The organism is Chlamydia muridarum str. Nigg (assembly GCF_000006685.1).
GTDB lineage: Bacteria > Chlamydiota > Chlamydiia > Chlamydiales > Chlamydiaceae > Chlamydia > Chlamydia muridarum.
The window spans coordinates 214,774-234,491 of sequence record NC_002620.2 but is presented as its reverse complement, the minus strand read 5'-3'; the positions used below and the strand labels follow the sequence as shown (position 1 = coordinate 234,491).

The window sequence follows — 19,718 nt, the reverse complement described above, 5'->3', positions numbered from 1 at the left end:
TTGTTGGGGCAAAAAAAATCCCTAATCTCACTCTAGAGATTAGGGACCAGGATTTTGTATAGCCTCTTATCGACTAGAAAATCAAACGCATTCCAGCATTCGCTTCGTATCCTAGTTTATTATCCATAGAAGAAAATCCTCCACAAAATGCTGTTACTCCTAGAGCTGTACTAAAATACGAACTCCATTCCGTATTGTTTTCTAAAGCCACTCTCAGCTCTTGTTTAGGGAGATCTATAGGAGATCCTTCCCAATCAAAACCAGCTTCTAGTAGCTCTACAGATCTTCCTTCGACTTTCCGATACATTTCCCATGCACAACCTATTCCAAGAGAATTAGTCTCTGAAAACTGTCCTTTTGTAAAAGATAGTTCAAATTTCATACCAAAGGGAACGGTAATGTTTGTTAAAGAGGTTTCTTCAAAAGCACGAGCTTCTCCTCCTTGTTCTACAAAACTAGGGAACTTCGCAGATGCATAAGATACCTCGACATAAGGATTAAAATGCAAAGCATAAAATTTAGGTCGTGCTGGACCGACTAAACTACGATATTCAACTAAAGCATCTGCTAGTACTCCTCGAGACTTCCAAGTAGCATTAGATTCTCCCAAAACCCCGTAACGAGTTGTCATATCGTTATGTGTTTCGCCAAGACTGTACTGCCCCTTGAAGAACCAGGCCCCAGCTAGGAAGCCTGTATAGACCGAACCAACAAAACCATGTCGAGAAATCTCTGCATCAAAATTCTGACTATGCATTTTCCCGAAGAAGGAAGCCGTGCTGATTCCCAAAACAAAATCTTCCATCAACTGAGTATCAATGCCTGCAGAAGCCCCTATATAAGAGCCTCTATATCCATCAACAGAAACAAGCTTCTCTGAAGATAGCTCTCTAAAGCTACTAAAAGCTAATCCCCAAGCATTTGTAGAATAATCAAATTCCATTCTCTGAATGGTAAGGTTATGGGCAATCCGAGCATTTTTTAGAGTAGACAATACAGCCTCTTCCTCCCATAATGCATTGAATACCAAAGAACCAGCTTTTTGCGGATCTAATTTATATCCAGTAGGATGCCAATTAATGACAAGAGCCCCATCTTGAATTGTAGCTTCAGACCAATCCCCCATATGGCCATAAGTTTCTTCTACAATATCTGGAGTAGAAACTTTAATGCGTAAATCCGAAACAGACAACTTACTCAAATCTTCTAAAGATCCATCATTTTCCTCTTTGAAAGACATGAGAGAAACCTGAGTATCATTTTTTAACAACGCATGATTCTCATAACCTTTTCCTGTTGTATTAACCAACTCCAAACTTAACTCTCCCGAGTGGACACAACTTCCCTTAGGGACGATGACTTGTGGAGCTTCCTCAGGGGTTTCCTGAGCTTTAGAAGAAAATGATGCTAAATCAATAGAAATAGTATGGATATCAACCAGAGGGACTTTTGCTTGAGCGTTCTTCCCAATCCAAAGAGATGGTGTTTTTTCTGAATTAACAGAATCTTCAAGATCTCCAATTTCTGCGTTATTTTCTTGCTCTGAATCTAGAATCTTCAATTTAGATCCAGCAGATAATACTATTTTAGCTCTAGGATCTTGTTTAACCCCATAACTACATAAAATAGCTCCATGTAGCAACTCAAGACCTCCCTGTTGCACATGAATCCATTGAGGAACCTTACTTTCAGATCCTAAAAATCGGACGGATCCCGTATAACCCTCATTTTCCTGAGAGTTAATCACCAATAGTCCCGAAGACTTTCTTTCTTCTATATTTTCAAACACCAATGCATCTTGGAACACAATCGCATGTCCTTCAGTAGCATTTAAAGCTTTAATTCTAGAGTCCTTACCAGCAAAATAGATCGCATCCGATCCTTGAGCTCTGAAAGAAGAGTTTCCATTGAAAATAATATCTCCCCCAAAAGCCTCTAAAAGAACTTCTCCATGATCCTCTATGCGAACTGCTCCACCAGAACAAGCAAAATTGTTCAAGAACAAGACATTCCCATTGTTTTGGGAAATCGTCAAATTCTGTGTACAAATGGCTCCACCACCTGTATCAGGTAAATGCTTATCATGTTTAGCTGCATTTCCAGAAAAAATGACATCCCCATCGTTGCCTGATATCACAACTTCAGGAGTTACAACATCTTGTTTATCAGTTTCCTGTAGAGAACCCGTAAAAATAGCTCCCCCATAAACATCAGAAAAATTATGCGAAAACAAGATAGGTTCTTTATTATCCGTAATGTAGACCCGTTTTGCAAAAATCGCCCCACCAGCACATTCTCTTCTCTTTGAAAGTTCTTCAGCAGAGATAAAAGCTTCTGATGGGAGTTTCTCTTCCTCTAAGAAAAAGGTCTGATTAGTTGCAGTAATAAAGCTCTGCTCAATGTTCTCTAATAAAGAGCGCTCTTCTGCTTCTTGCTTATCTGAATTAATATCTGCTGTCTCAACTTTTTCTTCATTTTCTTCAAAATAAGGCCGCGTCACAATGTTATCTCTAAACTCAACCCTATCTTTATTTCCGGAAATGATCACATCTCCTTTCAAGCAAGAAATAGCCCCACCAAATGTCTGCCCTCGGTTATCTCTGAATAGCACATACCCATTGTTGATCAATTCGCAACTTCCATCAGAAACTTGAACAGCCCCGCCGCAGAAAGTAGCGATATTTCGAGAAAAATCTACCCTTGTATTTTCAGCTAAACGGACCTTCTTGGATAAAAGAGCTCCTCCAGAAATCTGATTCCCTACAGCGTAATTATTTCCGAATCTCACAAAAGAGTTTCCAATAATAGAGGCACTCTCCATACCATAAACAGCACCGCCTCCACCATGTGTTTCCTGCTCGCCACACTGTAAGCGATTTTGCTCGAATACAACAGTGGCATTTTGAACAATGGCAACCTCTTTACCAAAAAGAGCTCCTCCTCCAGAACATCCTGAAGTAGTTTGAGTTAATTGTGCGCCAAAAGACAATTCGTCAGATGAACGAGTCGGAATAGCCTGAGGAGCTCGAGCATTCCCTACAAAAGAAATCTCTCCAGAGTTTTTGCTAATCAAAACATTTCCTGAAGCTAAAATTGCCCCTCCACCCAACATTTTTCCATTTGAGGCAAATGTCTTCACAATATTGTCTTTGAAAGTAATTGCACCAGCATTCTCAGAAAGAGAAATATTTTCAGCGAATAAGGCCCCTCCCCCTTGGTAATCCGTTTGCCCTAAATCCGAAGTAGTACACAGAGTCCGAAGAAAAGAGATATCTCCTAGATTGTTAGAGATATCAATTGATCCCAAAGCTGAAGAATTATTCTCAGAAGAGAAATTTCCACAAGCAATGGCCCCTCCAAAACTAGACTTACTTCCTTCAAAAGATATTCCAGACTTATTACCACAAATCGCCACAGTTTGTTGCGCCAAAATAGCTCCGCCTCCTAAAGCAGCTGTATTATCTCTGAATACAACAGGCCCCCTGTTTTCAAAAATCTCACAATCCTTCCCAAAAATAGCCCCTCCTTCCGAATAGGACTGATTTTTTTCATAAGTAATACCGAGATTATCTTTCAAAACTACGGATTCTAAAGAGGCTAAAGCACCTCCTCCCAAAGAACATTTATCTTTAACTCCTTTTGCAAGATTACTCTTGAACACAAGCTCAGCACAATTTTGGAAAGAAATACTAGAAGATGCAGAAATAGCTCCTCCAGACAAAGCTTGGTTGTCTGTAAAGGAAATCTTTTTTTCGTTAGCTACAAAAAGAACTTTACCAGAAGCGGCAATAGCGCCACCATTTGCTAACTGAGCACTATTTCCTTCGAAACACACAGGACCATCGCAGGTAGCCACCACAATATCGCCTGCAGGCATATACAAACTCTTCTCTCCAGAAAGAGAACTTGTAGTAGAGAAGGCCCCGCCCCCAAATCCGAGATGGTCGCTAGCACTAACTCCTTCAACATTCACCCCTGCGGCACAATGTTTTACCGTTAATCCTTGACAATCATGAATTAAAATACTTTGAGCTGAACAAGCTCCTCCTCTTTCTAAAGATGAACAAGAAGAAAGCTCTATATCTCCCTTAATTCTTTCAAAAATAAGATCATCTGAAGAATACAAGGCAGCACCAGATAACGAAGATTTTATATCTGTTAACGTGATTCCATCCTTGCTACCATTCCCTAGGAAAGCGATCCCTAAAAAGGATTCTCTCTCAAAAATCTCCTCTGAATGATCTCCTGAAAAATTACAGACCAATCCCTGCGAAGAGACCTGATCTTGTTGATCTATTCCTTGCACAATTATAGGTGTTGTAACTGAAAACAAAGTGCTGTGCTCTACCTTTTGAGGAAGAGTCTCTGCATTACTATCTTGGAAAGAGCCAGCCTCACCAATAATCAACTTATACTGCCCCTTATCCTGACTATCTTTAGGGCCAATGAATATATCCTTAATATGATCCAATAATAACCCCGCTTGAGGAATCAAGTAGGCAGGATGGTCTGCAGAACTTCCTACGGCATAAAGATCGGAACAATTCGATAAACCACTCATAGAAGCGAGAATAGCTGCTACTACCGATAAGGAAAACTTAGAACAGGAGTTTTTTTTATCTTTCTCGGAACTCATTTAAAACCTGCAAATAGCACTTTTTGACAAACTTGCTTACCGAATCTAATCGGCCTAACATTACATTCTGTCCCCAAGAACGTAAGACAGGATGATTCTAGACAAGCTCCAGAGACGACGGTAGAGCTTTAAACCCTGAAATGTACAATGCTAACAAGTTTTTGAGAAAGATTTTTTATTAAGAACAGGCTATCGACAACCTGAAAACAAGCTAAGCTTCTTCAAGACCAAATTTTGCTGCAATACGGCCGCAAACATTTGAGCGAGCTAAATCCACTGCTCCGGAGATTCCTCCAAACAAGGCTGTCTCACGAGACTTACCATGACATTTAATAACAAGCCTAGACAAACCACTGATAATAGAGCCGGGATAGATTGTGTAATCAAACCGCGTTTTAATTGTTTTTTCTAGATGATCTCCTAGAATATGACGTAAAAAATCAAACAATCCTTCCGCGGTTTTTAAGAATACATTTCCCGTAAACCCATCTGTAACCACAATGTCTACTTTACCGCTGAAAACGTCTCCGCTTTCTACGTTACCTAAAAACGCACTACCAAAAACATCCCGAAGCATACGAAAAGTATGTTTGTGGGAATCTGTTCCTTTGCGCTCCTCTGAACCGATATTGAGCAGACCGAGGGTAAAAGATTGATCACTAGAGGATAAGGACTGACGATAAGCAAGCCCCATACGAGCAAATCCCACCATCTCCTCAGGATTAACAGCAACAGTAGCACCAACATCTAAAATAACAGCAAAACCAGAAAGAGTGGGGACAGAGACCAATAATGCCGGTCTAGGAACAGCAGGAATCATAGGTATTTTAGCACGAGCAAGCGTTACCAACGCAGCTGTGTTGCCTGCAGAAATAAAGCCATCGAGCTCCCCCCGCTGTAGAGAATCCAGCCCTAAAGCCATAGAAGATCGTTTTTTGCGAACTGCAGCTAACACAGAATCTTCCATCGACACGAAACTTTCAGAGGCTATCATCTGAACAGAACGAGACAAAGGAGAATGAGTTAACTGCTGGTGAACATCGGGCGTAGCAAAAACCGAAAACTCTACTGGCTGCCCATCTAACGAAAGAAGAACTTCTTCTAGTGCTTCCCAAACAACAAGAGGATCATGATCTCCCCCCATCATATCTACGCCCAGACGCACTTTCATGAATTTCTTTTATGCCTTATGCCGTTGGATTACTTCTCAACTGTAACAACAGCTTTGCCTTTATAAAAACCACAAGAGGCACAAACTGTGTGAGGAATAAAAACTTGCTTACAATTATTGCACACCGCACCAGAGCATGCTTTCTTTGCATGGTGACTTCTGCGGATGTTCTTTCTAGCATTGCTATGACGATTACGTGGTACTGCCATTCCTAACTTCTCCTATAGACTGCAGATAGCTACCCTTCCCGATAAGGAAGCCTGAGGATCCCCAGGATTTAAAAGAGCGATAATTTTTGCGGAACGACTCCCCAAACTACACTGCGACAGAACAGGAGGATTGGTCCTCCACACGCAGCTTCAACTCATACCAGGAAGACTCGCTCTCTACTTATCCCGGTGAACGCAAGAGTATATTAGAGAAAAAGGTTTTTGGGAAGTCGAAGGTTTCTTTTCTCAATCTAAGAAGCTAGTAGTTTTCTTTACTCAAAAAATTTTTAATAAACTCTCTCTCAGGACAACCCTCTAACCTGCACTCTTGAAATCGGTCCCCTTCTAGCAACAACTCATCACGAATCAAATCCCGACAATCAAATACTCCCGACTTTTCATCGAAACAATGAATTAATTGCTGAATGATAACACCACGCACTGGATATTCAACTGGAGAATCACAAATTCGACAACGAAGAGAAAGCGTCGTAGAAATTTCTAAAGACAAAAACCACTGCTCTCCGTCTACTCTTTCTAAACTTCCTTGTATTTCGACAGGAGAGCAAACCCCTCCCTCTCCAAAGTCGAAAAATACCTGGGGAGCAACAGAAGCATGAATTTCCTCTCTATCCCCAGGGAATTTCAATCGATGAAGATAAAATTTTATATTATCGTCCTTTTTCAATTGCCCTTCCAATTTCCTAGATTTAATTCTTACACAAAATCCCAGTCATTTTACAGAGAAGATCTTATCGAAACAAAAGGTTTTACCCCATCCTTCAAAAGAGGAAGGCCTTCAGGGAGAAAATAAACGGAATCAAAATAAATTAAAAAAATGTTTGCAGCATAAGGAGCAGCCTTCTTATCCTGTCGCTGAGTAGCAAAACCCAAAGGATGCGGATCACCAATAAAAGAAAGAATTTAGCAGTTGTCACTATAGAAATCACAATAAAAGAAACAAATTCGTTTCTAAATTAAACTATTCAACAACAAGCATTTTTGTAGAATTTTTTACCTAACCAACTTATAATCCGCCTTCTACCTAATAATTTTTAAAACAACTCCCTATCCTCGGGATCAGGTGAGAACTCCTGTTAGAGCGCAGAGCATTTAGGGACGCCATGGAAAACGATATCTTACTAAACATAGAGTCTAAAGAGATTCGTTACGCGCATTTAAAAAATGGCCAATTGTTTGATCTAATCATTGAAAGAAAAAAGATCCGCCAGTTGAAAGGGAATATATATAGAGGTCGCGTAACTAATATTTTACGAAACATTCAATCCGCCTTCATCAACATAGATGAGCGAGAGAATGGCTTTATCCACATTTCGGATGTATTAGAAAATTCTAAAAAATTCGAACAGATGTTCGACATAGATGCGGATTCCGATCAATCCGAACCGCTGTCAGAAGAAACATCAGAAGCCCCTATTGAAGAACTTCTTAAGCTGGATAGCCCTGTACTCGTGCAGGTGGTTAAAGAACCTATAGGCACGAAAGGAGCTCGATTAACTTCTAATATTTCAATCCCAGGACGCTACTTGGTTCTTCTACCAAATTCCCCTCACCGAGGAGTTTCTCGTAAAATTGAAGATCCTTTAATGCGAGATCAACTTAAACAGTTAATTCGATCATTTGAAATGCCTCAAAATATGGGGCTGATCTGCCGAACCGCCAGCATTTCCGCTTCAACAGAAGCACTTATCAATGAAGCTCAAGATCTGCTGAATACGTGGCAAAGTATTTTAGAAAAATTTTATTCTCCAGATCATCCGTCGCTTCTTTATGAAGAAACAGACATTCTAAAAAAAGCGGTAATGACTTGCGTAGATAAAAGTTATAAACGCTTGTTAATAGATGACTATGCCACTTATCAAAAGTGCAAACGTTTATTGAGTAAATATTCCCCAGATACAGCTGTTAAGATCGAATATTATCGTGATTCCGTTCCCATGTTTGAACGTTTCAACATTGAGAAGGAAATTGATCGCGCTACGAAACGGAAAATATGGCTTTCTAGTGGGGGATACCTCTTTTTCGATAAAACAGAGGCTATGCACACAATTGATGTGAATTCAGGACGAAGTACACAACTCGAAAGTGGAGTTGAAGAGACTCTTGTCCAAATCAATCTAGAAGCCGCAGAAGAGATTGCTAGACAGCTCCGATTGCGAAACATTGGCGGACTTGTCATTATAGACTTTATCGACATGAAATCGCGTAAAAATCAGCGACGTGTGTTAGAAAGACTAAAAGAACATATGAAATATGACGCGGCACGCTGTACAATTTTAAGCATGAGCGAATTTGGTTTAGTAGAAATGACTCGACAAAGAAATCGTGAGTCATTGATGCAAACCCTATTTACAACTTGCCCCTATTGCAATGGGAATGCCATTATCAAAACCTCTGAGAGTATCCTTATAGAAATCGAACGTGATTTAAAGAAAATCATTAAGCATAAGGAACATACTCATTTGTGTTTAGTCGTTCACCCGGAAATTGCTCACTATATGAAACAAGAGCAAGATGATGTCGAATTAGTCCGCTTAGCTAAACAATTGAAAGCTAAGCTACAGATCAATACGTCTGATTCTATCCATCTTAACCACTATCAATTTTTCTCATTAATCACAGGAGAAGGAATTGAGCTATAAATAGGTGTAGTGATGCATTTTTCAAACTATTTATATCAGGCTTTTGAAGATCTGCCAGAGCCTTTGTACCAAAAGTTTCAAATTTGCCATCAAACTTACATCGAGGCAGCAACTAGAAAATGCTCTATTGAGAGAGCGGAATCTCTTTGCTCTCAATGGCTTAAGGTCATCATAGATGACCTTAAGAATCCTATAATCTTCCCTCCCTATCATAAAAAAATTCGAACCCCTATTGACCTTTATCAATTTGGCATCGACTTTTTTTCTGTTCTGATTGACGATCAAAAATCTCAAGTCTTACATTCTAATCGATTAGATCAAATCCAAGAATACATCTGCTCCGGACACAATGTGGTTCTTTTAGCGAACCACCAGACAGAATCTGATCCCCAGCTAATGTACTGTTTACTTGGGGCCTCGCATCCTCAGCTTATGGAAAATATGATCTTTGTTGCAGGAGATCGAGTGACCTCGGACCCCTTAGCAAGACCTTTTAGCATGGGATGCGACCTTTTATGTATCTATTCAAAAAGACACATAAACCATCCCCCAGAACTTAAAGAAGAAAAGCTTAATCACAACCAAAAAAGCATGCGAACATTGAAAATGCTACTTAGTGAAGGAAGCAAGTTCATTTATGTAGCTCCAGCAGGAGGGAGAGATCGCAAAAATTCTCAAGGAGAACTATATCCCGCAGAATTTCATCCTGATAGCATAGAAATGTTTCGTCTTCTTGCGAAAAGTTCTGGAAAGCCAACCCATTTTTTCCCTTTTGCAATGAAAACCTATGATATTCTCCCTCCCCCTCCTACCATTGAGGAGACTATCGGAGAGCATCGTGTTATTTCATTTGCTCCTATCGCTTTTAATTTCGGAGAAGAGCTCTTACTTGATGAACTTTGTTCATCCGAAGAAGCTGACAGCCACGATAAACACTCCCTGCGAGCTTTACGAGCCTCCCGAGTCTTTTCTATCGTTACCGATCTCTACAAAGAAATTCTAATTGACGAACCCCGATCCTTTTGATAAAAGCCCCATCCCAGTGATTGTCTCTTAATAAGAAAACAACCACCCACTTGTTATCAAAGATGCTACCCATAACCACGACAATATGAAGCGTTCTCTTCTCCTATTATTTTTCTGCAGTTCTTCTTTTCTCACCTCTTGTTCAAAATCTTTTCAAACGATTCAAGATGAAAATCCTTTAACAATTTTAACCCCTGCATTAGCAGACCAAAAAATAGCGAAAATTATCTGCCCTAATGGGCTTCCCCTCATGATTGTTTCCTCCCCCAAAGCTTCTGAATCGGGGGCAGCTTTAGTTGTTAAAACTGGGAATAACGCTGATCCCTTAGAGTTCCCCGGATTAGCTCATTTTACAGAACACTGTGTGTTCCTTGGCAATGAAAAGTACCCTCAACCCTCAGGATTCCCAGCATTCCTGAGTACTCATGGAGGGATTTACAATGCGTTTACTTACCCGGATAAAACATGCTTTTTGTTCTCTGTAAATAATAGTGACTTAGACACTGCTCTGGATCAGTTTGTTCATCTCTTTATTCATCCTTTGTTCCGCCAAGAAGATTTAAACAAAGAAGTCCATGCTGTTGAGCAAGAATTCGCAATGCATCCAACCAAAGATTCTCGTCGCATGCATCGCATTCAGCAAATAATAGCTCCTAAAGAGCACCCATTAAAGCGTTTCGGTTGTGGGAATCTCTCGACCTTGGATACTGTAACCTCTCAAGACATGCAAACATGGTTTTCTACCCATTACTCTCCGGAAAACATGGCTGCAATCGTCTACACTACAGCTCCATTAGATGTAGCTGTTCCTTATATAGCAAAAATCTTCTCTCAAATTCCTAAATCCTCGAAATATACCCCACAAACTCCTTTCACAAAAACGCAGGATACTTCCTCCCTTAACAAACTGTTCATTAACAAAGCTGTGGAACCTTCTCCACAACTAGCTATCTACTGGCATTTATACGACGCACCAGCTTCTCTGCAAGGATGGGCGCAGTCACTGGTTTCTGTGCTATCCAGTGAAAAAGAACATAGCCTTATTGCTTTGCTTAAAAAAGAACATCTTATCACCCACATGGAGGCTGGGACTTATAACACCTCTCTCAACACTCAAGATTTTGAAATCATTTATAAACTCACGACCAAGGGAGAACGTGAATATCAAAAAGTCCTTCAACTTACTTTTGCTTTTCTTGATTATGTTCGCGATGAACAACTTCCCGCCTATATTCTCCCAGAACTACATAGAATCAATTCTTTAGAATACACCTATAGTACACAAACAGAATTGTTCTTAACTTTAACACAAATGATCCCAGATTTTGCTTCTGAACCCCTAGCAACTTACCCCTATCAATCTACTATCTATCCAAAATATTCTCATGAGGACGAACAAACCTTTGCTGCATTATTAGCGGATCCACAACAAGCTCGCTATATCTTATCAGCGACTCTACCAAGCTCCTTAGAAGATGCGGACGAGTTTTATGACCCTATTTTTGATACCATTTTCTATGAGAAACCTTTAAACTTTGAGCCTATAAAGGACTATTCCTCTCTCGGGTTTACTTTTCCACAGCCCAATAAATTTATTCCTCAAAAAGTCCAATTATTATCTCAAAAGAAACAACACGAGGGATTTGCTTTTTCTCCAAAACTCACTTATAACCAAGACGCTATTACTCTATACACCTGCGAAGATTCCTTCTACACCGTCCCAAAAATGGCTATGGAACTCCGTATCCGATCTCCTCAAATTCAACGAGCAGATGTTCGTTCTTTAGTCTTGCGTGATCTATACAGCCTTCTAGCAAACGAAACATTAGTAAAACATTATGACGAGGCCTTAAGAGCCGGAATGGATTTTTCAGTATCTCCCGGAGCTACAGGTGTAGACCTGTCTCTTTTTGGCTATACGGAGACCTCTCCAGTTCTTATTGACTCTCTATTATCTTCTCTACGCGATCTTCCCTTAGATAAGAGTCTTTTTCTGTACTACAAAGACCAGCTCTCCGAGCAATACCAAAAAGGTCTTATTTCCTGCCCTATGCGAGCTGGTCTCAATAAACTCTCTGGGGAACTCCTAGAAGGCTTCTTTTCTCTAGAAGAAAAGCAAAATGCTTTAGATATCATCTCCTATGAAGAATTTGAGGATTTTGCTCACAAAATGCTCACTGAACTATCTATAGAGGCTTTCACGCTAGGAACACTTTCTTCACAAGATCTTTCTAACGTATTAGCATCTCTTTCTCATTTTTCAGAGGCTTCTTTACCATATGATCCTCCTAGTTACTATCCTAAGAGAAAGCCTCTCTTCACAACAGACTTCTCTTTCCAATATCCTCTTTCTGGGAATGGTATGCTCCTGCTTGAACAAAACGAGCATCCCAATCAGTATGAAGATTCTGTAGCTACGAGCATGTTATTATCTTGGATCCACAACTTGTATTATAATGATTTGCGTACCAACCAACAGCTTGGATACATGGTAGGTGCTAAATACCAAGAATTTGCAGAAACTCCTTGTGGACTATTTTATATTCGCTCGAACAAATCTTCTCCAGAAGAGCTTGTGAATAAAACACAACTCTTCCTACAAAAGATTGCTACTGATCCGGAAGCCTCAGGATTGTCTGAGGAAATTTTTGAACAACTTCGAGAAACCTATATTCAATCCGTTTTACTTCCAAGTGCAACGCCTTCAGCAATGGCAAGAAAATTATTTTCTATAGCCTTTGAAACAGAAAAACATGATTTCTCCCGCCCTGATAAAAAAATTGCTGCAGCCCGTTCTATGAACTACTCCTATTTCAAAGAGTATTGCAAAGAATTTTTTAATCAAAAGTTTGGGCCAGAAATCCAGCTTCTTATTTACGGATCTGACTCACAACAAAACGAATAAAAACCTTCCCGTCGGTTTTATTTTCTCGGATGAAATGACTTTCATCCGAGAAAAACCTCTTGCTTCTTTATATTCATCCGAAATAGTGATAGGGATCTAGGAGTTACTTAAAAGTTACCTAGTGACAAAATACTTTTTGGTACGACAAAAAGACATCCCTCTATCTTGTGAGCTCTATGATTTTGCCTTACTATTCCTCAGGATTACGCATTGGATCTGCCGTTCTATTTTTTTCTGCAGTGATCCATACTTTTCTTACTCCATGGTTAACGCGACTATATGAGGAATGTCTGCATAAAAAGATGATTTTTCCAGAACGCTGGCGTCAATACCTTTGGTTAAGTGAACTTCTTCGTATTGTTAGCCGCGTTGAATTAGTGTTTGTGCTTTGGGCGATCCCTCTGTTTTTTTTATTTTTGTATACAGAGGGGTATCGCGTAACAATGGCCTACTTCGATAGCCGTAACTACGTATTCTCTCTTTTTATTGTTGTTATGCTGATTCTTCTCGAATCACGTCCTATCGAATATTTATCCCAAAGAATCTTTTCATCAGTCGCTAAAATTGGAAAGCAGTCTCCGATTTGTTGGTGGTGGACCATTATGATTGCAGCACCACTATCTACTTTCTTCCTTAAAGAATCCGGGGCAATGATTATTGCTGCGACACTACTGTCAAAACACTTTTATCAACTCGCACCATCTCCCAAGTTTTGCTATGCAACTATGGGATTACTCTTTTCTAATATTTCGATTAGTGGATTGACTTCATCTTTCTCATCTCGAGCACTACTCACTATTCTTCCAGAAATTAAATGGACGAGTAGTTTCATTATCACCCATTTCTGTTGGAAAGTCATTTTAGCTGTCCTTATCTCCACAACGATTTTTTTCTTATTCTTCCGCAAGGAATTCAAAAAATTTCCTAAGACAATTCCAAGTTCAACCATAATGCAGAATCGAGTCCCTTATTGGACTATTTTCATTCATGTTGTCTTGGTTGGATGTGTCATTCTCAGCCGAGCAATTCCTTTGTTTTTGGGCTTTATTCTTGTTTTCTACTTAGGGTTTCAACGCTTCACTATTTTTTATCAAAACCCAATCAAAACAGCGAAAGTCTGCTTTGTAGGATTATTTTATGCAGGGGTAGTGATTTTCGGAGAACTTCAAGAATGGTGGATGCTTGATTTAATGCACGGTATGTCAGACTTTGGCTATATGATGACCTCATATATGTTTTCTATATTCTTAGATAATGCCTTAGTAAACCATATTGTGCATAACCTCCCCATGGCTAATGATTGCTATCTATATCTGGTACTTGTTGGAAGTATGTCTGCAGGAGGATTAACACTTGTGTCCAACATGCCTAATATTGTTGGATACCTTATTCTTAGACCGACTTTCCCCCAATCAGATATCTCTTTAATTAGACTATTTTGGTCAGCATTGATCCCCTCTATTGTATCCTTAAGTATTTTTTGGCTTCTTAGAGGAATCCCCTCATTTATGTTTTGTTTATTTCGCTGACAAAGGAAAGAACTCTTTTCTAAAAAAGCCTTTACAGAGTGTAGACAAGTTTTTGCTATCGAAAAAAATCAAGTATTTTTGTACTAAGGATACAACAGCGCAGGATTTATAAGGAGCTGGGGTATGCAACACACGATTATGCTGTCTTTAGAAAACGACAATGAAAAGCTTGCATCTATCATGGATCGAGTTATTACTGCGTCATCAGGCATTCTTTCCGCTTCCAAACATTCTGAATCCGATAAACAGTTTACTATTTCCAAAGCGATGAATACAGAAGTCCCCTGCAAAGTATCCCATGTAGCAGCAACTATGCTTCTAGAATAGTCGGATACCAATTGGGAGTATCTCTTTGTATAGGCGAGGTTGATACTCCCCCACTTAAAGCAATGATTTTTTGTATTTGAGTGGCGTAGGCAGAATTTTTTTCTAGAGCCTTTGGATAACGCACAAATAAAGTTGCTCCTGATCCAGTTAGTCCTACGTAAACTGGAATTCCTTTCCATAGATCTTCCAGCCAGCGTTTTTTCTCTTTCAAATCTAAGCGCAACCGAAAAACTGGGTTCTCTAAGTCATTGCGAGCATACTCCAGATCCTTACTGAGAGAACAATCTGAAGGTTTCACTACAGCAAAAGCCTCGCTAGTTAAAACTCCCTTATTAGAAAAATATAAAATATATCTATCTACAACTAATTCATTTAAGGTTACAACTTTCTCTCCTCGTCCTAATCCCAAAGCAGATCCTGAAGAAAAGAAGAAAGGAGTATCCATACCGACTTTTTCTGCTAAAGAGCGCAGCTCTTCATCCGATAATCCCGTTTGAAACATCTGATTCAAGGCAAACAACGCAGTTGCAGCATTGCTGCTACCTCCAGCAAGCCCTGACCCGATAGGGATATGCTTCACTACGCGCCAACTTACGGGATCAGTAATTCCAGTATATTGACGAAAGAGGGCTGTGCTTTTCCAAATAGAATTATTAGAAATCTCAAGCTGACAATCATTGATGATTTGAAAAGAATCACGAGAGCTTACTGACAAAGAGAGTTGATCCCCAAAAGATACGGCTTGATAGCGCGTAACGATTTCATGAAAACCATCTTCCCGTTTGCCAAGTAACTGCAAGAAAATATTAAGCTTGGCAGGAGAAAAAAAATGCATAACTAAAAATTAAAGAAAAAGAGATGGGGAAGAAAGAAATTCTCCCCCCTAACAAACAAGAAGTCTAATCTTCTTGTTCTTCCATGCTTTGGAGTTCTTTTTGTTCAGCGATTTCGTGATCAGCACGAACTTCTAAGTGAAGATCCGCAGTCACGCCTTCTTTTAATTTCAATCCAATTACATGTTTCCCTAAAGTTTTAACTCCGCTATGAGCGCGTGGGAAATTTTTACGTGTAAGAACAACACCTTTTTGATCAGCAACGCTAATGATATCATTCACGGTTACTGAACCGTACATATTGTTCTCAGAATCTACACGAACTTGGAAATCCAAAACGAGGCTTCTAAGTGTCTCAGCCAAACGAAGAGACTCTTCTTTATCAGCGGCAGCCTGCAACAAACGTTGCTCTTGCAATTTTGCTTGCAAACGGAGAGTTCCAGCGCTAGCTACTACAGCTTTCCCCTTAGGAAGTAGGTAGTTTCTAACGTATCCTGGTTTAGCGACAACAAGATCGCCAGAACGTCCTAAGCCATCGACATCCTCTAACAAAAGTAATTGTGGTTTCATCCGTTATTCTTCCTTTAAGTTTAATCTTCTCCTACGAAAGGCAAAAGCCCAACATGCCGAGCTCTCTTAACAGCCTGAGCAAGTAGTGCTTGGAAGCGAGAAGAAACTCCAGTAATTCTTCTTGGAAGGATCTTTCCTCTTTCCGTAATAAACCTTTTTAGAGTGACAACGTCCTTGTAATCGATGGTCTTCCAACCCGCGGAAACAAAAGGACATTTCTTCGCGAAACGCTTCCTTCTGTGTTCATTATGAACAGGTCTATTCATACGTTCTCCTTAACTATTATTCTGGCAATGTAGCGAATTCTAAAACTTCTTTCACAGCGCTTGCTTTAAGAGTCATGAATCGAAGAAGATCTTCATTTAAATGATACTCTCTCCACAACTCTGAAATAGCTTCTGGGGCTACTGTAAAGTAGATAAAGTAATAATAACCTTCTCTGGCTCCCCGAATTGTGTAAGCTAACTTTTTGCGCCCCTGATCATGAATTTTCAGAACTTCGCCACCATAGTTGGTGATTCCAGAAGTAACTTTTTCTAAAGCCTTACGTCTAGCGTCTTCACTTAATGTCACGCTAAAAACATAGGCTCCCTCATAAAGTTGGCCTGTTTTTTTTTTCATTAAAAACTCCTAAGCATTGACCTTGCTTCTTCCAATAACTATGGATAGCTACTCTATAAGAAGCGCTTCCATGTTATCGAAACTGATTATTTTTCAGGAACTTTTTTTCAAAAAGTGAACAGTAAATCCCTTTTAAATTAAAAGCCTAACCAAGGGGAAATTTCTTCTATTCCTTTTTCAAAAAAACCATTTAAACTTTTTCTTTCATTAAAAGAAAAATTGGATAACACATAGTCAGCAACCCCCTCCGACTCCGGATTTGAAGGCCTGCCAACTCCAAGACGCAATTGCCAATAATGATTAGATTGCAGAACTTGTGTGGTATTTTTAAGCCCGTTATGCCCACCGGCACCACAGTCTTGTCGGAAACGTATAGATCCGAACTCTCGATTGATATCATCGGCTACAATCAAAATACCTTCCACAGAAACGCCGAAAAACCTCTTGGCAGCCAAAACAGCCTTGCCAGTAAGATTCACATAAGTCGAGGGTTTAATAAGAACAATAACTCCGCAGGAAGTTTCTACCTTCATAAACGAAGAAAAGAGACGAGGGGCTTCACGAAAAGCCCCAGAGAAACGAGATGCCAGCATGTCTAGAAAAAGGAACCCTATATTATGTCTTGTCCAGACATATTGCCTTCCAGGATTCCCTATACCAACAACCAGCTTCACCATGATAATCTTATCGTCGAGCCACTGTTACAGCAACTTCTTTAAGCGGAGTAACAGGTTTAATTCCCTCAGGAATACGGATATCCGATAATTTTAAAGTCTGAGAAAGCCCTAAAGACTGAACATCTAATTCCAAAAATGGAACAATATCTTTTGGCTTACATACAACACGCATATAGCGAATTACTTGTCTTAAAGATCCCCCTAACTTAACCCCAACACAGTCTACAGTGTTGATGCAGCGAATAGGAATATTCAAACGAACTTCTCGATCTTCAACTAACTCTTCAAAATCAAGATGGATGACATCATAAGTCGTTACATGATACTGAATATCCTTTACTAAAGCCTTGATCTCTCGGCCTTCATAAGAAAGAGTGAAAACTGTAGAAGCTAAAGCACCACTTTCCAAAGTAGAAAGAAACTTGTTGAAAACACGGGCATCAATAACAACATTAGCTAGGCTCTTTCCCCCGGAATAAAGAACAGCTGGAATTCCACCCTGCTGACGAATTTTTTTAATAACAGACTTCTTATCAGTCTCACGACTTTGAACTACGAGTTCCATAAAATGCTATTCTCCATTACCTTGAGCTCAAAGGCCTTTGAAAAGACCTTAGGGGCTTTTCTTTTCCCTCAACCGGATAAACGGTCCTATGCGCTATACCAGAAGGCCTAAAAACGGCACATACAAAGAAATCTTCTTTGAGCAAGCGCCTACCATGGTACTTACAGCCTCTGATTATTATCAAGCCTTCTGTTCCCTTGGATAGCCCCAATCGAGAATCTTCTCTAAATTGAGAAAACTATACTAAACTAGATCTAGGGGGGAATAAAAGACAATTCTGGGGTGGAAGGATTCGAACCTCCGATGCGCGGTACCAAAAACCGCTGCCTTACCGCTTGGCCACACCCCAACGGAAGAGTCCGAGTATATACTATGAGACCTTTTTATCGATAGTAAAAATTCTCAAAAACCAAAGTTTTTTAGATTTAGAGAAAACTTTCTATAGAAAGAGGGGCAACAAGGGAGATTCCTAGAAAAATAATTAATTGAAACAAAAACAACTTGATTATTTTTTATAAATAAAATAACTAACAGTTTATTTAACTAAAAATAAAATTACTAATGAAAATTACTCACACAGCTATCGAATTTGCTCCGGTAATCAAAGCCGGTGGCTTAGGAGACGCACTATACGGACTAGCAAAAGCTTTAGCCGTCAATCATACAACAGAAGTCGTTATCCCTTTATATCCCAAATTATTCACTTCGCTCCACGAGCAGGATCTTTTCGCAACTCAAAAAATCCCTTATTTTTTTGCCGGAGAACAAGAAGCAACAGCCTTCTCTTATTTTTATGAAGGAATCAAAGTAACTCTACTCAAATTAGACTCGCAGCCAGAACTATTTGAAGAAGCAGAAACGATCTATACAAACGATGATGCTTTTCGTTTTTGTGCTTTTTCTGCTGCTGCTGCTGCTTACATTCAAAAAGAAGGAGCAGACATTGTTCACCTGCATGATTGGCATGTTGGATTAGTCGCAGGGTTACTCAAACAACAGCCTTGCCCCCAGCTACAAAAAATCGTGCTTACCTTACATAATTTTGGCTATCGGGGATATACAACACGAGAAGTATTAGAAGCGTCTTCTTTGAACGAATTTTACTTGAGCCACTATCAACTATTTCGCGATCCACAAACCTGCGTCTTATTAAAAGGAGCTTTATACTGTTCGGACTTTGTGACTACAGTTTCTCCTACATATGCCAAAGAAATCCTTCAAGACTATTCGGACTATGAAATTCATGACGCCATTACCGCTAGACAACATCATCTTAAAGGGATCCTGAATGGAATAGACTATACGATTTTGGACCCTGAAACAGACCCCCATTTAGCTAAGAACTATAGTAAAGTCCTTTTCGAGGATCCTAAAGCTTTCTTCGAAGCAAAAGCGGAAAATAAAAAAGCTCTGTACGAAACGTTAGGACTGTCTTTAGACAAATCCCCCTGCATGTGCATCATTTCTAGAATTGCTGAGCAAAAAGGCCCAGAATTTATGAAGCAAGCAATTCTTCATGCACTAGAAAACGCCTATACCCTGATCATTATAGGCACCTGCTATGGAGGCCAGATACATAAAGAATTTTCTAATCTTCAAGAATCTTTAGCAGACTCCCCTAACGTGCGGATTCTTTTAACCTATAGCGATGTACTAGCACGGCAAATTTTTGCTGCAGCAGATATGATCTGCATTCCCTCTATGTTTGAACCATGCGGACTCACCCAAATGATTGGCATGCGCTATGGGACCGTCCCCGTAGTAAGAGCTACAGGAGGTCTGGCTGACACCGTAACAGATGGAGTAAATGGATTCTCTTTCTCTAACCCTCATGATTTCCACGAGTTTCGAAATATGCTTTCAAAAGCGATTGCCACCTACCGAGACGACCAAGATAAGTGGCAACAGATTGTTCGCTCTTGCTTAGAGTTTTCTTCGGACTTAGAAACTGCAGCCAATAAATATTTAGAAATTTATCAACAATAA

General features: G+C 39.7%; 16 protein-coding genes and 1 tRNA gene. 6 read left to right on the top strand and 11 right to left on the bottom strand.

Going from position 1 to position 19,718, the window contains the following annotated elements; genetic code table 11:
• Positions 1-73 precede the first annotated feature (73 nt).
• The 4 genes from TC_RS01000 to TC_RS00990 form a co-directional block, all read right to left on the bottom strand.
• Positions 74-4,636 carry a polymorphic outer membrane protein middle domain-containing protein gene (locus TC_RS01000; protein ID WP_010229791.1) on the bottom strand — a complete coding sequence of 1,521 codons (4,563 nt, stop codon included), beginning with the start codon at positions 4,634-4,636 and terminating at the stop codon, positions 74-76.
• A 211-nt stretch (positions 4,637-4,847) separates the two neighbouring features.
• Positions 4,848-5,807 (bottom strand): phosphate acyltransferase PlsX, encoded by a 960-nt coding sequence (gene plsX, locus TC_RS00995; RefSeq protein ID WP_010229789.1) that lies wholly within the window; start codon positions 5,805-5,807, stop codon positions 4,848-4,850.
• Positions 5,808-5,836: 29 nt separating this feature from the next.
• Entirely contained in the window at positions 5,837-6,016 is a 180-nt protein-coding gene (rpmF, locus tag TC_RS04765; protein ID WP_010229787.1) for a 50S ribosomal protein L32, read from the bottom strand.
• Between the two features lie 259 nt (positions 6,017-6,275).
• Entirely contained in the window at positions 6,276-6,704 is a 429-nt protein-coding gene (locus TC_RS00990) for a YceD family protein (protein ID WP_029589504.1), read from the bottom strand.
• A 436-nt stretch (positions 6,705-7,140) separates the two neighbouring features.
• Here TC_RS00990 and TC_RS00985 point away from each other — a divergent pair, with 436 nt between their 5' ends.
• The 5 genes from TC_RS00985 (at position 7,141) to rbp7 (ending at position 14,466) form a co-directional block, all read left to right on the top strand.
• Entirely contained in the window at positions 7,141-8,679 is a 1,539-nt protein-coding gene (locus TC_RS00985; RefSeq protein ID WP_010229779.1) for an Rne/Rng family ribonuclease, read from the top strand.
• Positions 8,680-8,691: 12 nt separating this feature from the next.
• Entirely contained in the window at positions 8,692-9,705 is a 1,014-nt protein-coding gene (locus TC_RS00980) for a 1-acyl-sn-glycerol-3-phosphate acyltransferase (protein WP_010229776.1), read from the top strand.
• Positions 9,706-9,790: 85 nt separating this feature from the next.
• Complete coding sequence (locus TC_RS00975; RefSeq protein ID WP_010229773.1) at positions 9,791-12,610, top strand: insulinase family protein; 2,820 nt, start codon at positions 9,791-9,793, stop codon at positions 12,608-12,610.
• A 176-nt stretch (positions 12,611-12,786) separates the two neighbouring features.
• Entirely contained in the window at positions 12,787-14,139 is a 1,353-nt protein-coding gene (locus tag TC_RS00970; RefSeq protein WP_010232760.1) for a putative Na+/H+ antiporter, read from the top strand.
• A 123-nt stretch (positions 14,140-14,262) separates the two neighbouring features.
• Positions 14,263-14,466, top strand: coding sequence for a reticulate body protein Rbp-7 (rbp7, locus tag TC_RS00965; protein WP_010229765.1), 204 nt, complete (start codon positions 14,263-14,265; stop codon positions 14,464-14,466).
• Here the strand turns inward: rbp7 and ispE are convergent.
• The 7 genes from ispE to TC_RS00930 all read right to left on the bottom strand — a co-directional run bounded on the left by ispE (position 14,450) and on the right by TC_RS00930 (position 18,081).
• A complete protein-coding gene (gene ispE, locus TC_RS00960) occupies positions 14,450-15,301 on the bottom strand; it encodes a 4-(cytidine 5'-diphospho)-2-C-methyl-D-erythritol kinase (protein WP_010229763.1) in 852 nt (283 codons plus the stop codon). The two genes, rbp7 and ispE, sit on opposite strands and share 17 nt — an antisense overlap.
• 64 nt (positions 15,302-15,365) lie before the next feature.
• Entirely contained in the window at positions 15,366-15,869 is a 504-nt protein-coding gene (rplI, locus tag TC_RS00955) for a 50S ribosomal protein L9 (RefSeq protein ID WP_010229759.1), read from the bottom strand.
• A 20-nt stretch (positions 15,870-15,889) separates the two neighbouring features.
• The gene (rpsR, locus tag TC_RS00950; protein WP_010229752.1) at positions 15,890-16,135 is read right to left on the bottom strand and encodes a 30S ribosomal protein S18; all 246 of its coding nucleotides are present in this window, start codon (positions 16,133-16,135) and stop codon (positions 15,890-15,892) included.
• 16 nt (positions 16,136-16,151) lie between these two features.
• On the bottom strand, positions 16,152-16,490 hold the full coding sequence (gene rpsF / locus TC_RS00945) for a 30S ribosomal protein S6 (protein WP_010229748.1): 339 nt from the start codon (positions 16,488-16,490) through the stop codon (positions 16,152-16,154).
• Positions 16,491-16,627: 137 nt separating this feature from the next.
• Positions 16,628-17,167 carry an aminoacyl-tRNA hydrolase gene (gene pth, locus TC_RS00940; RefSeq protein WP_010229742.1) on the bottom strand — a complete coding sequence of 180 codons (540 nt, stop codon included), beginning with the start codon at positions 17,165-17,167 and terminating at the stop codon, positions 16,628-16,630.
• A gap of 7 nt (positions 17,168-17,174) precedes the next feature.
• Entirely contained in the window at positions 17,175-17,732 is a 558-nt protein-coding gene (locus TC_RS00935; protein WP_010229737.1) for a 50S ribosomal protein L25/general stress protein Ctc, read from the bottom strand.
• A 277-nt stretch (positions 17,733-18,009) separates the two neighbouring features.
• Positions 18,010-18,081, bottom strand: a tRNA-Gln gene (locus tag TC_RS00930).
• A 212-nt stretch (positions 18,082-18,293) separates the two neighbouring features.
• On the opposite strand from TC_RS00930, the gene glgA reads away from it, so the two are divergent.
• Positions 18,294-19,718, top strand: coding sequence for a glycogen synthase GlgA (glgA, locus tag TC_RS00925; protein WP_010229734.1), 1,425 nt, complete (start codon positions 18,294-18,296; stop codon positions 19,716-19,718).

Coding starts and splice junctions, on each gene's coding strand:
- TC_RS01000 (WP_010229791.1), bottom strand. CDS start 4,636: ATGAGTTCCGAGAAAGATAAAAAAAACTCCTGTTCTAAGTTTTCCTTA.
- plsX (WP_010229789.1), bottom strand. CDS start 5,807: ATGAAAGTGCGTCTGGGCGTAGATATGATGGGGGGAGATCATGATCCT.
- rpmF (WP_010229787.1), bottom strand. CDS start 6,016: ATGGCAGTACCACGTAATCGTCATAGCAATGCTAGAAAGAACATCCGC.
- TC_RS00985 (WP_010229779.1), top strand. CDS start 7,141: ATGGAAAACGATATCTTACTAAACATAGAGTCTAAAGAGATTCGTTAC.
- TC_RS00980 (WP_010229776.1), top strand. CDS start 8,692: ATGCATTTTTCAAACTATTTATATCAGGCTTTTGAAGATCTGCCAGAG.
- TC_RS00975 (WP_010229773.1), top strand. CDS start 9,791: ATGAAGCGTTCTCTTCTCCTATTATTTTTCTGCAGTTCTTCTTTTCTC.
- TC_RS00970 (WP_010232760.1), top strand. CDS start 12,787: ATGATTTTGCCTTACTATTCCTCAGGATTACGCATTGGATCTGCCGTT.
- rbp7 (WP_010229765.1), top strand. CDS start 14,263: ATGCAACACACGATTATGCTGTCTTTAGAAAACGACAATGAAAAGCTT.
- ispE (WP_010229763.1), bottom strand. CDS start 15,301: ATGCATTTTTTTTCTCCTGCCAAGCTTAATATTTTCTTGCAGTTACTT.
- rplI (WP_010229759.1), bottom strand. CDS start 15,869: ATGAAACCACAATTACTTTTGTTAGAGGATGTCGATGGCTTAGGACGT.
- rpsR (WP_010229752.1), bottom strand. CDS start 16,135: ATGAATAGACCTGTTCATAATGAACACAGAAGGAAGCGTTTCGCGAAG.
- rpsF (WP_010229748.1), bottom strand. CDS start 16,490: ATGAAAAAAAAAACAGGCCAACTTTATGAGGGAGCCTATGTTTTTAGC.
- pth (WP_010229742.1), bottom strand. CDS start 17,167: ATGGTGAAGCTGGTTGTTGGTATAGGGAATCCTGGAAGGCAATATGTC.
- TC_RS00935 (WP_010229737.1), bottom strand. CDS start 17,732: ATGGAACTCGTAGTTCAAAGTCGTGAGACTGATAAGAAGTCTGTTATT.
- glgA (WP_010229734.1), top strand. CDS start 18,294: ATGAAAATTACTCACACAGCTATCGAATTTGCTCCGGTAATCAAAGCC.